The 14,776-nt window shown below is 71.4% G+C and carries 7 protein-coding genes; 5 read left to right on the plus strand and 2 right to left on the minus strand.

Features of this window, described 5'->3' with window-relative positions; genetic code table 11:
* Window positions 1–411 precede the first annotated feature (411 nt).
* A complete protein-coding gene (locus ACZ5WC_RS20105) occupies window positions 412–2,451 on the plus strand; it encodes a M4 family metallopeptidase (RefSeq protein ID WP_468542073.1) in 2,040 nt (679 codons plus the stop codon).
* An 87-nt stretch (window positions 2,452–2,538) separates the two neighbouring features.
* Here the strand turns inward: ACZ5WC_RS20105 and glgP are convergent, their stop codons facing one another.
* Entirely contained in the window at window positions 2,539–5,208 is a 2,670-nt protein-coding gene (gene glgP / locus ACZ5WC_RS20110) for an alpha-glucan family phosphorylase (protein ID WP_468542074.1), read from the minus strand.
* 684 nt (window positions 5,209–5,892) lie between these two features.
* On the opposite strand from glgP, the gene ACZ5WC_RS20115 reads away from it, so the two are divergent.
* From ACZ5WC_RS20115 to glgB, 4 genes are all read left to right on the plus strand, one after another.
* The gene (locus tag ACZ5WC_RS20115) at window positions 5,893–7,911 is read left to right on the plus strand and encodes an alpha-1,4-glucan--maltose-1-phosphate maltosyltransferase (protein WP_468542075.1); all 2,019 of its coding nucleotides are present in this window, start codon (window positions 5,893–5,895) and stop codon (window positions 7,909–7,911) included.
* Window positions 7,908–9,614, plus strand: a complete 1,707-nt coding sequence (treS, locus tag ACZ5WC_RS20120; protein WP_096632339.1) for a maltose alpha-D-glucosyltransferase — start codon at window positions 7,908–7,910, stop codon at window positions 9,612–9,614. Before ACZ5WC_RS20115 ends, treS begins: the two co-directional genes overlap by 4 nt.
* Before the next feature lie 198 nt (window positions 9,615–9,812).
* Window positions 9,813–11,234 (plus strand): maltokinase N-terminal cap-like domain-containing protein, encoded by a 1,422-nt coding sequence (locus ACZ5WC_RS20125; RefSeq protein ID WP_468542076.1) that lies wholly within the window; start codon window positions 9,813–9,815, stop codon window positions 11,232–11,234.
* Between the two features lie 107 nt (window positions 11,235–11,341).
* On the plus strand, window positions 11,342–13,768 hold the full coding sequence (glgB, locus tag ACZ5WC_RS20130; protein ID WP_468542077.1) for a 1,4-alpha-glucan branching enzyme: 2,427 nt from the start codon (window positions 11,342–11,344) through the stop codon (window positions 13,766–13,768).
* A 78-nt stretch (window positions 13,769–13,846) separates the two neighbouring features.
* On the opposite strand, the gene ACZ5WC_RS20135 is transcribed toward glgB, so the two are convergent.
* Window positions 13,847–14,746, minus strand: coding sequence for an NAD(P)-dependent oxidoreductase (locus tag ACZ5WC_RS20135; RefSeq protein ID WP_468542078.1), 900 nt, complete (start codon window positions 14,744–14,746; stop codon window positions 13,847–13,849).
* Window positions 14,747–14,776: the final 30 nt, after the last annotated feature.

Consider the following 14,776-nt stretch of genomic DNA (forward strand, 5'->3'; position numbering starts at 1 on the left):
GACGGCGTACGGGAAGCGGGCCCGTACCGCCCCGTGCCGCCCCTGATGGACCCTCGGATTCCGGCGGCGGGATCTGGCCAGAACACGCCTTCGTCTCACCAGGTGGTCCACACCGCCCCACCCGCCCTCCGCCCGGCAGTGCTCTGCACGCACGAAACCTGTGACCACCCTGTGAGTACTGGCTTGTTGGACGTCCGGTAACACTGCGGCAATGGTCAGCGAAACGTCCGCTTAACGAACATGACCTTCTCGGCAACGAACGAGAATCGGCCAAGTTTTTGACGCGCCCCTGACACGCATGGCTATCTGCTGACACTCTTCACCCCGTCTTCACCCCGTTCTGCGCACCGCCTGCACCGCCCGGACGGCCCGTCCAGCGCCGCCGGTACCCCCCTCGCAGAAGGAGTCCGCGTGAGATCCACGCCCAGCCGTCGCGCCACCGCGACCGGCGCTCTGATAGCCGCAGCAGCCCTGATAGCCGTCGCCGTCCCGTCCGGAGTCGCCTCCGCGGGCCCCGCCTCGGCCCCCGCCGGCGGGATCACCGCGGGTACGAAGGCCGATCCGGCCGCCCTGCCCGCCAAGCTGTCCCCCGCCCAGCGCGCCGCGCTCCTCAGCGAGGCGAACGGCACCAAGGCGGCCACCGCCAAGGAACTCGGCCTCGGGCCCACCGAGAAGCTCGTGGTCCGCGATGTCGTCCAGGACCGGGACGGCACCACGCACACCCGCTACGAGCGCACCCTCGGCGGGCTCCCCGTCCTCGGCGGCGACCTCGTGGTGAAGGAGTCCGCGGCCGGGGCGACCGAGGGCGTCAGCAAGGCGTCGAACGCGTCCTCCGCGCAGCTGAAGGCCGTCGGCCTCGCCGCCGACGTGGCCCCGGCCACCGCGGAGAAGCAGGCGCTCGGCGCGGCGAAGGCCGAGGGCTCCAAGGCGACGGAGGCGGAGCAGGCGCCGCGCAAGGTGGTCTGGCTGGGCGGCGGCTCCCCGAAGCTCGCCTACGAGACCGTGGTCGGCGGACTCCAGCACGACGGCACCCCGAACGAGCTCCACGTGATCACCGACGCCGCCTCCGGCGAGAAGCTCTACGAGTGGCAGGCCGTCCACAACGGCACCGGCAACACCCAGTACAGCGGCCAGGTGACGCTGGGCACGGCGCCCTCGTACACGCTGACCGACACCACGCGCGGCAACCACAAGACGTACAACCTCAACCGGGGCAGCTCCGGCACCGGGACCCTGTTCTCCGGGCCGGACGACGTCTGGGGCGACGGCACCCCGCAGAACGCCGAGACCGCGGGTGCCGACGCCCACTACGGGGCCGCGCTCACCTGGGACTACTTCAAGAACGTGCACGGCCGCAGCGGCATCCGGGGCGACGGTGTCGGCGCGTACTCCCGCGTCCACTACGGCAACAACTACGTCAACGCCTTCTGGCAGGACAGCTGCTTCTGCATGACGTACGGCGACGGCGACGGCAACGCCAAACCGCTGACCTCCATCGACGTGGCCGCCCACGAGATGACCCACGGCCTCACCTCGAACACGGCGGGCCTCCGCTACAGCGGTGAGTCCGGCGGCCTCAACGAGGCGACGTCCGACATCTTCGCCGCCGCCGTCGAGTTCCACGCGAACAACTCCGAGGACCAGGGCGACTACCTGGTCGGCGAGAAGATCGACATCCGCGGCAACGGCACTCCGCTGCGCTACATGGACAAGCCGAGCCGGGACGGCAACTCCAAGGACTACTGGTACTCCGGCATCGGCAACGTCGACGTGCACTACTCGTCGGGCCCGGCCAACCACTGGTACTACCTGCTCTCCGAGGGCAGCGGCGCCAAGACGATCAACGGTGTCAGCTACGACTCCCCGACCTCCGACGGGCTGCCGGTCACCGGCATCGGCCGGGACAAGGCGTCGCTGATCTGGTTCAAGGCGCTCACCACCAAGTTCACCTCGACCACGAACTACGCCGCCGCCCGCACCGGCACGCTCGCGGTCGCCAGTGAGCTGTACGGGGCCACCAGCCCCGAGTACGCGGCCGTGGCGCACGCCTGGGCCGGCATCAACGTGGGCGACCGCCCCGGCGGCGGCGACCCCGACCCGGGCGACAAGGTCTTCGAGAACGACACCGTCGTGAACATCCCGGACGCGGGCGCGGCCGTCACCAGCTCGGTCAACGTCACCGGCATCGCGGGCAACGCGCCGAGCGACCTCAAGGTCGGCGTGAACATCAGCCACACCTGGCGCGGTGACCTGGTCATCGACCTGGTGGCGCCGGACGGCGGCACCTTCCGCCTGAAGAACACCTCCCCCGGCGACTCCGCGGACAACGTGGTGGAGACCTACACGGTCAACGCCTCGTCCAAGGTGGCCAACGGGGAGTGGAAGCTGAGGGTCCAGGACCGCGCCCGGTACGACATCGGTCGGATCAACAGCTTCAAGCTCACCTTCTGACCGGTACTCCGATCCGGCGGACGACCGAACGACCGAACGGCCCGGGAGGGGTTCCCCTCTCCCGGGCCGTTCGCCGCACCGCGTCGCTCAGCGCATCAGCACGCCCGCGCCCTCGCCCGTCGCCTCGGTCGGCAGCGCGACCAGGCCCAGTTCGGCGCCCGAGGCCAGCAGTCCGTGGGCGGGCAGAACGCGCACGGTGTAACCGTACGGTCCCGTCCGGTCCAGGGTGAGCGGGCCCTCGTACAGCCAGCGGTCCTCCAGGTCGTGGCCGCCCGCCGGCTTCAGCGGGAAGGTCTGGGCGTCCGCGATGGCATCACCGGAGTCGACCCGGCCCGCGACCACCTGCACCTCCACGTCGTCCGGGTCCAGACCGCCGAGCGCGATCCGCACCCGCAGCGACAGGGTGGCGCCGAGCTCCGCCGAGCCGCCCGCCGCGGTGCCCGTGACCGACTCCACATGGTCGACGGAGACTTCCGGCCAGGCCGCCCGGACCCGGGACTTCCACTGGGCGAGCCCCCGTGCGGCCTCGGGCGTCAGGGCCCGCCGGGACCGCGCGGCCGGGGTGTAGAGCCGCTCCACGTACTCCCGCACCATGCGCCCCGCGAGCACCTTCGGGCCCAGGCTGACCAGAGTGGAGCGGACCATCTCGATCCACCGGTCGGGCAGCCCCGCCGCCCCCCGGTCGTAGAAGCGCGGGGCGACCCGGTCCTCGATCAGGGAGTAGAGCGCGTTCGACTCCAGCTCGTCGCGGCGGTCCTCGTCGACCGCCGAGCCGTCGGCGGTGGGGATCTCCCAGCCGAAGTCCGGGTCGAACCACTCGTCCCACCAGCCGTCCCGCACCGACAGGTTGAGGCAGCCGTTGAGCGCCGCCTTCATGCCGCTCGTGCCGCACGCCTCCAGGGGGCGCAGCGGGTTGTTGAGCCAGACGTCGCAGCCCGGATAGAGCTTCTGCGCCATGCCCATGCCGTAGTCCGGCAGGAAGACGATGCGGTGGCGCACCCGCGGGTCGTCCGCGAACCGCACCAGCTCCTGCACCAGCCGCTTGCCGCCGTCGTCGGCCGGGTGGGCCTTGCCCGCGACGACGATCTGGATCGGGTGCGTGGGGTGCAGCAGCAGCTCGCGCAGCCGGTCGCGGTCGCGGAGCATCAGGGTGAGCCGCTTGTACGAAGGGACGCGGCGGGCGAAGCCGATGGTCAGGACGTCCGGGTCGAGGACACCGTCGATCCAGCCCAGTTCGGCGGTGCCCGCGCCGCGCCTGCGCCAGGAGGCGTAGAGGCGGCGGCGGACCTCGGTGACCAGCTGGCCGCGCAGGTCCCGGCGCAGGTCCCAGATCTCCTGGTCGCCGATGCCCGTCACCGCCTCCCAGCGGCGCGGGGTGCCGCTCCCCGAGGAAGCCTCGTCGGCCACCGGTCCGCCCGCCAGCACCTGGTGGGCGCGGTCCTCGCCGACCTGGCCCGCGCCGAGCCGGAACACCTCGGGGGCCACCCAGGTCGGGGCGTGCACCCCGTTGGTGACGGAGGTGATGGGGACCTCGGCGGAGTCGAAGCCCGGCCACAGCCCGGAGAACATCTCCCGGCTGACGGCCCCGTGGAGGGTGGAGACCCCGTTGGCGCGCTGGGCGAGCCTGAGGCCCATCACCGCCATGTTGAACAGCTCGGGCTCGCCGCCGGGGTAGGTCTCGGTGCCGAGCCGGAGGATCTTCTCGGCGGGTACGCCGGGCAGTTCGCCGTCGTCGCCGAAGTGGCGGGCGACGAGCTGCCGGTCGAAACGGTCTATCCCGGCGGGCACCGGGGTGTGGGTGGTGAAGACGGTCCCGGCCCGGACCACTTCGAGGGCGGCCTCGAAGTCGTGCCCGGTGGCGGACAGTTCACGGATGCGCTCCAGGCCCAGGAAGCCCGCGTGGCCCTCGTTGGTGTGGAAGACCTCCGGCTCCGGGGTGCCGGTGAGGCGGCACCAGGTGCGCACGGCACGCACCCCGCCGATGCCGAGCAGCATCTCCTGGAGGAGGCGGTGGTCGCTGCCGCCTCCGTAGAGCCGGTCGGTGACGTCGCGTTCGCCGGGGGCGTTCTCCTCGACGTCGGAGTCGAGCAGGAGCAGCGGAACGCGGCCGACGCGGGCGAGCCAGATACACGCGTGCAGCGAGCGTCCGCCGGGCAGGGCGAGCACCACCCTGGCGGGGGCGCCGTCGGCCTCGCGGACCAGGTCGAGGGGGAGTTCGTTGGGGTCGAGGACGGGATAGTGCTCCTGCTGCCAGCCCTCGCGCGAGAGGGTCTGGCGGAAGTAGCCGTGGCGGTAGAGCAGCCCGACGCCGATGAGCGGGACGCCGAGGTCGCTGGCGGCCTTGAGGTGGTCGCCGGCCAGGATGCCGAGGCCGCCGCTGTACTGGGGCAGCGCCGCGGTGACGCCGAATTCGGGTGAGAAGTAGGCGATGGCGGAGGGGAGTTCGGCTCCGGCGGCCTGCTGTTCCTGATACCAGCGAGGGCCTTCCAGATACTCCGCCAGGTCGGCGGAGACCGCGGCGAGGCGGCCGAGGTACTCCTCGTCCCGGGCCAGTTCGGTGAGCCGCCCGGCGGACAGCGAACCGAGCAGGCGTACGGGGTCGGCGTCCGCGGGCCGCCAGCCCTCGGGGTCGGCGGACCGGAAGAGCTCACGGGTCTCGGTGTGCCAGGACCAGCGCAGGTTGCGCGCGAGGTCGTGGAGGGGTCGGAGGGGTTCGGGGAGGACAGGACGCACGGTGAATCGACGAATGGCCTTCACGTACTCCACCTTTACAGGGGACTTGCGCATCCGAGGGGACGCACGACGGTGTGCGCCCTTCCGTCACCCTCGACGGTAGCGGCCGTCCGCGGCCCGCGACCACGGCGCGCGGACGGCTCACAGGGTCCGGGGCCGACCGCTGCGCACCTCCCCACAGGCGCCCCACGCACCTCGCCCACCGCCCCCCGCCACACCCGTTCACCTGGGGGTTTGGCCGATTTCACCCCCGTACGCAGCCTTGTGGACCTCTGAGCCACAGGGAAAGCTGCCGTGTGGCGCCGCAGATCGGGTATCCGGAACCTGTGGGGGCGCTTCGGATCTCCGTATGCCGCCGGAGCGCGCGCCGGGGCGTGAGCGTCCCCGACCGACCGGCTACGACCGAGTAGTTAACACAGCGCCGGATTTCCCACCCGCGGCCGCGGGGAAGGCTTCCCCGGTACACCGCACGTCCCGGCCCGCACACGTTCTCCGTGCATCCCTGAATTTGCACGAAACCCCCGCGACCCACCCATTCGAGTGCCATTCGAGTGAACGCGGACAGGAGCGGCCATGCCCACAGCCCGTCAGCAGACAGCTGAGCAGCTACAAAGGACAGATCCCCATCTTCGCGGCACGCGCGGTCGGTCCTCCGCGCCCGTGCCGTTTCCCGTCCGCACCGAGCTCCTCCAGCCCCCAGGTGATTCCATGATCGGTCGTATTCCCGTCCTGGACGTCCGTCCTCTCGTCGACTGCGGCAGACGGGCGGCGAAGGCCGTCGCCGGTGAGACCTTCCAGGTCACCGCCACCGTCTTCCGCGAAGGCCATGACGCGGTGGCCGCCAACGTCGTGCTGCGCGACCCGAGCGGACGGGTGGGACCGTGGACCCCGATGCGCGAGCTGGCCCCGGGAACGGACCGCTGGGGCGCGGAGGTCACCCCGGCCTCCGAGGGCCGCTGGACGTACACGGTGGAGGCCTGGAGCGATCCGGTCACCACCTGGCGGCACCACGCCGCGATCAAGATCCCGGCGGGCATCGACACGGACCTGGTGCTGGCGGAGGGGGCGGCGCTGCTGGAGCGGGCCGCCGCGGGCGTACCGAAGAAGCACGGGCGTGAGGCGGTGCTCGCGGCGGTGGACGCGCTGCGCGACGCCGCGCACCCGCCGGCCGCCCGGCTGGCCGCCGCCCTGACCCCGGCCGCCGACGCCGTCCTCGCCCGGTATCCGCTGCGTGAGCTGGTCACCCGGTCCAAGCCGCTGGCGGTGCGCGTGGAGCGCGAGCGGGCGCTGTACGGGTCGTGGTACGAGCTGTTCCCGCGCTCGGAGGGGGCGCGGCGGGTGCCGGTGGACCCCGCCGACAGCTCGCCGGACGCGCCTACCCGGCTGGTCGGCGGGACCTTCCGGACGGCCGCCGAGCGGCTGCCCGCGGTCGCCGCCATGGGCTTCGATGTCGTGTACCTGCCGCCGATCCATCCGATCGGGACGACCCACCGCAAGGGCCCGGACAACACGCTGACGGCCGGGGAGCACGACCCGGGCGTGCCCTGGGCGATCGGTTCGCCGGACGGCGGGCACGACGCGGTCCACCCGGAGCTCGGGACGCTGGAGGACTTCGACCACTTCGTGTCGGTGGCCCGCAATCTGCGGATGGAGATCGCGCTGGACTTCGCGCTCCAGTGCTCGCCGGACCACCCGTGGGTCAAGGACCACCCGGACTGGTTCCACCACCGCCCCGACGGCTCGATCGCGTACGCCGAGAACCCGCCGAAGAAGTACCAGGACATCTATCCGATCGCCTTCGACAAGGACATGCGCGGTCTGGTGGCGGAGACGACACGGATCCTGCGCTTCTGGATGGGCCACGGGGTGCGGATCTTCCGGGTCGACAACCCGCACACCAAGCCGGTGGTGTTCTGGGAGAAGGTCATCGCCGAGATCAACGGCACCGATCCCGATGTCATCTTCCTGGCAGAGGCGTTCACCCGCCCGGCGATGATGCACACCCTGGGCGCCGTCGGCTTCCAGCAGTCGTACACGTACTTCACCTGGCGCAACACCAAGCACGAGCTGACCGAGTACGTCACGGAGCTGTCCGGTGAGGCCGCCTCGTACATGCGGCCCAACTTCTTCGTGAACACCCCCGACATCCTTCCCGGCTACCTCCAGGAGGGCGGCCGCCCGGCCTTCGAAGCACGGGCGGTGCTGGCCGCGACACTCGCCCCGTCCTGGGGCGTGTACGCGGGATTCGAACTGTGCGAGAACACTCCGGCGAAGCCGGGGAGCGAGGAGTACCTGCACTCGGAGAAGTACGAACTGCGCCCGAGGGACTGGGAGTCGGCGGAACGCGAGGGCCGCACGCTGACGCCCCTGATCACCTCGCTGAACCGCATCCGGCGCCGCAACCCCGCACTCCAGCAGTTGCGCGACGTCCACTTCCATCACGCCGACAACGACGCGCTGATCGTCTACAGCAAGCGTTCCGGCTCGAACACCGTTCTGGTGGTCGTGAACCTCGACCCGCACCACACCCAGGAGGCCACGGTCTCGTTGGACATGGAGCGGCTCGGCCTCGACCGGCACGAGCGCGTACCGGTGCGCGACGAGCTCACCGGCGATACCTACCACTGGGGCAGGGCCTTCTATGTGCGCCTGGAGCCGGGCATCACGCCCGCGCACATCGCCGTCCTGCGACCGTCCCCGCCGACCGGAGGGTCACCCACACCATGATCGTCAATGAGCCTGTCCACGACACGTTCGAGGACACTCCCGCCAAGGACCGCGATCCCGACTGGTTCAAGCGCGCCGTCTTCTACGAGGTGCTCGTCCGGTCCTTCCAGGACTCCAACGGGGATGGAATCGGCGACCTCAAGGGCATCACCGCCAAGCTGGACTACCTCCAGTGGCTCGGCGTGGACTGCCTCTGGCTGCCGCCGTTCTTCAAGTCGCCGCTGCGCGACGGCGGCTACGACGTCTCCGACTACACCGCGGTCCTGCCGGAGTTCGGCGATCTCGCCGACTTCGTGGAGTTCGTGGACGCCTCGCACCAGCGGGGCATGCGCGTGATCATCGACTTCGTCATGAATCACACGAGCGATCAGCACGAGTGGTTCCAGCAGTCCCGCACGGACCCCGACGGGCCCTACGGCGACTACTACGTCTGGGCCGACGACGACAAGCAGTTCCAGGACGCCCGGATCATCTTCGTCGACACCGAGACGTCCAACTGGACCTTCGACCCGGTGCGCAAGCAGTACTACTGGCACCGCTTCTTCTCCCACCAGCCGGACCTCAACTACGAGAACCCGGCGGTCCAGGAGGAGATCCTCGCGGCCCTGCGGTTCTGGCTGGACCTGGGCATCGACGGCTTCCGGGTCGACGCGGTGCCCTACCTCTACCAGCGCGAGGGCACCAACTGCGAGAACCTCCCCGAGACCCACAACTTCCTCAAGCGGGTCCGCAAGGAGATCGACGCCAACTACCCGGACACCGTGCTCCTCGCCGAGGCCAACCAGTGGCCGGAGGACGTCGTCGACTACTTCGGCGACTACGAAGCGGGCGGCGACGAGTGCCACATGGCGTTCCACTTTCCCGTGATGCCGCGGATCTTCATGGCGGTGCGCCGCGAGAGCCGCTACCCGGTCTCCGAGATCCTGGCGAAGACCCCGGCGATCCCGAAGAACTGCCAGTGGGGCATCTTCCTGCGCAACCATGACGAGCTGACCCTCGAAATGGTCACGGACGAAGAACGCGACTACATGTACGCGGAGTACGCCAAGGACCCGCGGATGCGCGCCAACATCGGCATCCGCCGGCGCCTGGCCCCCCTGCTGGACAACGACCGCAACCAGATCGAGCTGTTCACCGCACTGCTGCTGTCGCTGCCCGGCTCCCCGATCCTCTACTACGGGGACGAGATCGGGATGGGCGACAACATCTGGCTGGGCGACCGGGACGCGGTGCGCACCCCGATGCAGTGGACGCCCGACCGCAACGCCGGCTTCTCCTCCAGCGATCCGGGGCGGCTCTACCTCCCCACGATCATGGACCCGGTCTACGGCTACCAGGTCACCAACGTCGAGGCGTCGATGGCCTCGCCGTCCTCGCTGCTGCACTGGACCCGCCGGATGATCGAGATCCGTAAGCAGAATCCGGCCTTCGGCCTCGGCGAGTACACCGAACTGCCCTCCTCCAACCCCGCCGTGCTGGCGTTCACCCGCGAGTACAAGGACGACCTCGTCCTGTGCGTGCACAACTTCTCGCGGTTCGCGCAGCCGACGGAGCTGGACCTGCGGTCCTTCAACGGGCGGCATCCGGTGGAGCTGATCGGCGGGGTGCGGTTCCCGGCCATCGGGCAGTGGCCCTACCTGCTGACCCTGGCGGGGCACGGCTTCTACTGGTTCCGGCTGCGCAAGGACGCACCGCCGGCCTGATGCGGCGTCAGCCCGTGCGGGACGGTTTCCACCGTCCCGCACGGGGCACTCTGACCCACATCGCACCTTCACGGTTCCGCCGTTCGAGTCCGTAAGGACCATCCTCACCCGACACGTCCCGCACAGCCGGACAGCCATTGCCGCAATCCGGGACACTCTTCGCATCCTGTGGTGTGCCCGGGGAAAGGACGCGATGCCATGTCGGAGGCTGCATCCACTCACGTCGCCCTGGCGAAGAGCACGAGGAACAGCGCAACGCACGGCAGTACCAGGGACGGGGCCCTCCTCCCGTCCCTCGCCCCACTGCTCCACGAATGGCTGCCCCGGCAGCGGTGGTTCGCGGGCAAGGGCCGGCCGGTCACCGGCTTCTCCCTCGTCTCGGCCACCGAGATGCTGCCACTGGACGGCACGGCCGGTCCGGGTCTGCTGCATCTGCTGCTGCGGGTCCAGCAGCCGTCCGCGTCGGTCCGCCCGGCCGATGACTGCTACCAACTCCTGCTCGGTGTAAGGACATCGCTGCCCACGACCCTCGCCGCCGCCCTGGTCGGCCGGGCGGACCGGGGCCCGCTGGCGGGGCGGACCGTCTACGACGCACTGCACGATCCACGGCTGGCCGGACTTCTGCTGGAACGGTTCCGCCGGCCCGGCACGCTCGGCACCCTCCGGTTCGAGCGGAACGCCGCGATCCCGGCGGGCCTGCCGCCCCGGGTCCTGGACGCCGAGCAGTCCAACTCCTCGATCGTCTACGGCGATGCGTACATCCTCAAGATCTTCCGCCGGGTCTTCCCGGGCATCAACCCGGACCTGGAGCTGCCCCTCGCGCTGACCGGCGAGGGGTGCGAACGGGTTCCCGCCCCGGTCGCCTGGTTCGAGGCGCCCGGCCCCGAACCGCTCACCCTCGGCGTGCTCCAGCCCTTCCTGCACGGCGCACGCGACGGCTGGCAGCTCGCGCTCGCCGCACTCGCCGCGGGCCGGGACTTCCTGCCCGAGGCGCGGGCCCTGGGCCGGGCCACCGCCGAGGTGCACACCGCGCTCGCCGCCGCCCTGCCCACCCCGGCGCTGCGCGGCACCCAGACCCGGCAGCTGGTGGCCCAGATGACCCAGCGGCTGGAGGCCGCCGCCCAGGCGGTCCCGGCGCTCGTGCCGTACGTCCCCGGGCTGCGCGCCACGTTCGATGCCGTGACCGACCTCGGCCACCGGGGCAGCGGCTGGGCGCAGCAGCGCGTGCACGGCGACCTCCATCTCGGCCAGACCCTGCGCTCCGCCGACGGCTTCTGGTCGCTGATCGACTTCGAGGGCGAACCGGCGCGGCCGCTGCCCGAACGGCGGCGCCCCGCACCGCCGGTGCGCGATGTCGCGGGCATGCTGCGCTCCTTCGACTACGCGGCCCGCTCGCACCGCCCGTGGCACCCGGAGTGGGCGGCCCGCTGCCGCGCCGCCTACTGCGAGGGCTACGCGCTGGCCTCGGGCACCGACCCGCGCGGCGAGCCGGAGCTGCTGCGCGCCCACGAGACCGACAAGGCGGTGTACGAGGTGCTGTACGAGGCCCGGCACCGCCCCGACTGGCTGCCGGTGCCGATGGCGGCCATCCAGCGGCTGGCCCAGTCGGCCGCCGCCTGAGCCGGGCCGGCCCCTCCCGCACCTCTCCCTCCCCCTCACCCCCTCTCCCTCTCCCCTCCCCCCTCCACCCCGTGCTCCTCCCCCTTCACCCCGAGGAGGCAGTCCCTGTGACCGCCCGCAAGCCGTCCCGCAAGGCATCCCGCAAGGCCGCCGAGGCCCCCGCAGAGGCGACCGTCGAGGTCTCCGTCGATTCGACGCCGACCGCGCAGCCTCCCGCTGCCGCTCCCGCCCAGGCCGCCGACGCACCGGGAGCCTCCGCCGCCACCACCACGAAGACCGCACCCGCCAAGCGCACCCGCGCCAAGCGGGCGGACGCGGCCCCGCCACGCCCCCGGCAGGGCGGCGACGGCCAGGGCGCCCGCCCGGCGCCCGCGCTGGACGGCGCGGACCGGGGCCGGCTGCTGGCCGGTGACCACCACGCGCCGCACGACGTGCTCGGCGCGCATCCGGTCCCGGGCGGGGTGCTGGTGCGGGCGCTGCGCCCGTTCGCCCGGTCCGTCACGGTGCTGGGCGCCGGGCTGCGGGCAGAGCTGCACGACGACGGCGACGGCTTCTTCTCCGGTGTGCTGCCGGTGCGGGAGGTGCCCGCGTACCGGCTCCGGGTGGCGTACGACGACACCGTCATCGAGGTGGAGGACCCGTACCGCTTCTGGCCCTCGATCGGTGAGCTCGATCTGCATCTGATCGGCGAGGGCCGGCACGAGGAGCTGTGGCGGGCGCTGGGCGCGGAGCCGATGGAGCACCAGGGGGTGACCGGGACCCGGTTCACCGTGTGGGCGCCGAACGCGCGCGGGGTCCGGGTGACCGGTGACTTCACGTACTGGGACGGTACGGGCACACCGATGCGGTCGCTCGGTTCGACCGGGGTGTGGGAGCTGTTCCTGCCGGGCGTGGGCGAGGGCGCGCTGTACAAGTTCGACATCTGCCGCCCGGACGGTTCGCACACGGTGCGGGCCGACCCGATGGCCCGGCGCACCGAGGTCCCGCCCGCCACCGCCTCGGTCGTCACGGCCAAGCACCACGAGTGGCAGGACGCGGACTGGATGGCACACCGGGGCGACCGCCCGGTCCACGAGGCCCCGTTCTCGGTGTACGAGGTGCATCTCACCTCCTGGCGACCGGGGTTGACGTATCGTCAGCTCGCGGAACAGCTGCCCGCGTACGTCAAGGACCTGGGATTCACGCACGTCGAGCTGATGCCGGTGTCCGAGCACCCTTTCGGCGGCTCCTGGGGCTATCAGGTCACCGGGTTCTACGCGCCGACCTCCCGCATGGGCACCCCGGACGACTTCCGGTTCCTGGTGGACGCCCTGCACCGGGCGGGCATCGGCGTGATCATGGACTGGGTGCCCGCGCACTTCCCGCGCGACGACTGGGCGCTCGCCGAGTTCGACGGACGGCCGCTGTACGAGCACTCCGACCCGCAGCGGGCGGCCCACCCGGACTGGGGAACGCTGGAGTTCGACTACGGCCGCACGGAGGTACGCAACTTCCTGGTCGCCAACGCCACCTACTGGTGCGAGGAGTTCCACATCGACGGGCTGCGCGTCGACGCCGTGGCCTCGATGCTCTACCTCGACTACTCCCGCGAGGACGGCCAGTGGTCGCCCAACGAGTTCGGCGGGCGGGAGAACCTGGACGCGGTCGCCTTCCTCCAGGAGATGAACGCGACGGTCTACCGCCGCAATCCCGGGGTCGTGACCATCGCCGAGGAGTCCACCGCCTGGGACGGCGTCACCCGCCCCACCGACAGCGGCGGCCTGGGCTTCGGGCTGAAGTGGAACATGGGGTGGATGCACGACTCGCTGGTGTACGTGGCGAAGGAGCCGGTGCACCGCAAGTACCACCACAACGAGATGACGTTCTCGATGGTGTACGCGTACAGCGAGAACTACGTGCTGCCGATCTCACACGACGAGGTGGTGCACGGCAAGCAGGCGCTGGTGGCGAAGATGCCCGGCGACTGGTGGCAGCAGCGCGCCAACCACCGCGCCTACCTGGGCTTCATGTGGGCCCACCCTGGCAAGCAACTCCTCTTCATGGGCCAGGAGTTCGCCCAGGGCGCGGAGTGGTCCGAGGGGCACGGCCCGGACTGGTGGCTGCTGGACCCGTCCTACGGGGCGTCCGGCGACCACCGCGGGGTCCGGGACCTGGTGCGCGATCTGAACGCGGTGTACGGGGCGGTCCCCGCGCTGTGGCAGCGCGATGCCGTGCCGGAGGGGTTCAGCTGGGTGGACGGCGGGGCGGCCGAGGACAACGTGTTCGCGTTCCTGCGGTACGACGCGGACGGCTCCCCGCTGCTCGCGGTCTCCCACTTCTCGCCGGTGGTCCGGCACGGCTACCGCCTGGGAGTGCCGGAGACCGGGGCCGAGGGCTGGGTGGAGGTCCTGAACACGGACGCTGACCGGTACGGCGGCAGCGATGTGCGCAACGAGGAGCCGCTGAAGGCGGAGGCGGTACCCGCGCACGGCCGGCAGTCCAGCATCTCGCTGACGCTGCCGCCGCTGGCGACGGTGTGGTTCCGCCCGGCGTAGCCCACTCGGGGTGGAGAGGGCCGGGGGCCCGTGCCGCGTCATGACGACGCGGCACGGGCCCTCCCCCGTTGCGGCCGCTCACCGCTGGTCGAGCACCTCGACAATGCTCGACCAGGACCGGGAACCGTGGCCCTTGGCGATGGCCCGGTCGGCGACGCCCTTGATCGCCGCCAACTGCGAGGTGTCCAGACCGCGGTCCTTCGCGGTGTGCAGGATGTGCTCGACACCGGTCGCCATCATGGCGAGGTTGGCGCCGTCGCCCGCGTACGTACGGGAGTCGACGTCGCGCCCGGTGGTCTCCGCGATCGGCGGCAGGATGCCCGCGATCGTGCTGAGGTAGGGAGCGAGCGACACGCCGTCGATGCCCTCCGCACGGGCCAGCGCGAAGGCGTGGACGAGGCCGCCCATGGCTCCGTAGAAGAAGTCCAGCATCGCCATGTCGTAGGCGGCGGCGAGCCCGTGGTCCTCACCGAGGAAGGTGGCGGGCTCGCCGAGCGCCTTGAGAACCGGCTCGTACCTCGCGTAGGCGGCCCGGTCGCCGGAGTGGAAGACCAGCGCCTCGTCCGAGCCGACCACGTCGACCGGAACCATGACCGCCCCGTCGAGGTAGGCCAGGGAGTGCTTCCGGGCCCAGGCCGCGGTCTGCCGCGAGCGCGCCGGGGTGTCGGTGGTGAGGTTGACCAGGACCCGCCCCTCCAGCGCTTCGGCCAGCGGCTCCAGGAGGGCGTCGGCGGCGTCGTAGTCGACGACGCAGACCACGACGAGCCCGCTCGCCCGCACGGCCCCCTCGGCGGACGCGGCGAGCGTCGCGCCGCGGGCCACGAGGTCATCTCCCTTGCCGGGGGAACGGTTCCAGACGGTGGTGGGGTGGCCGGCTGCCAGGAAGGCCCCGGCGAGGGCTCGGCCCATGTCACCGAGACCGAGAACGGTCACGGGGGTGGGGGCGGGTGCGGTGGTCGTGGTGTTCGCTTGCGTCATGGGGACCATCCTGCGCGGGCGAAGAAGGCC

The organism is Streptomyces sp. NPDC033165 (assembly GCF_055577965.1).

Bases quoted from the DNA above. Each gene is read 5' to 3' on its own strand.
- ACZ5WC_RS20115 (WP_468542075.1), top strand. From the start codon at position 5,893: ATGATCGGTCGTATTCCCGTCCTGGACGTCCGTCCTCTCGTCGACTGC.
- treS (WP_096632339.1), top strand. From the start codon at position 7,908: ATGATCGTCAATGAGCCTGTCCACGACACGTTCGAGGACACTCCCGCC.
- ACZ5WC_RS20125 (WP_468542076.1), top strand. From the start codon at position 9,813: ATGTCGGAGGCTGCATCCACTCACGTCGCCCTGGCGAAGAGCACGAGG.
- ACZ5WC_RS20135 (WP_468542078.1), bottom strand. From the start codon at position 14,746: ATGACGCAAGCGAACACCACGACCACCGCACCCGCCCCCACCCCCGTG.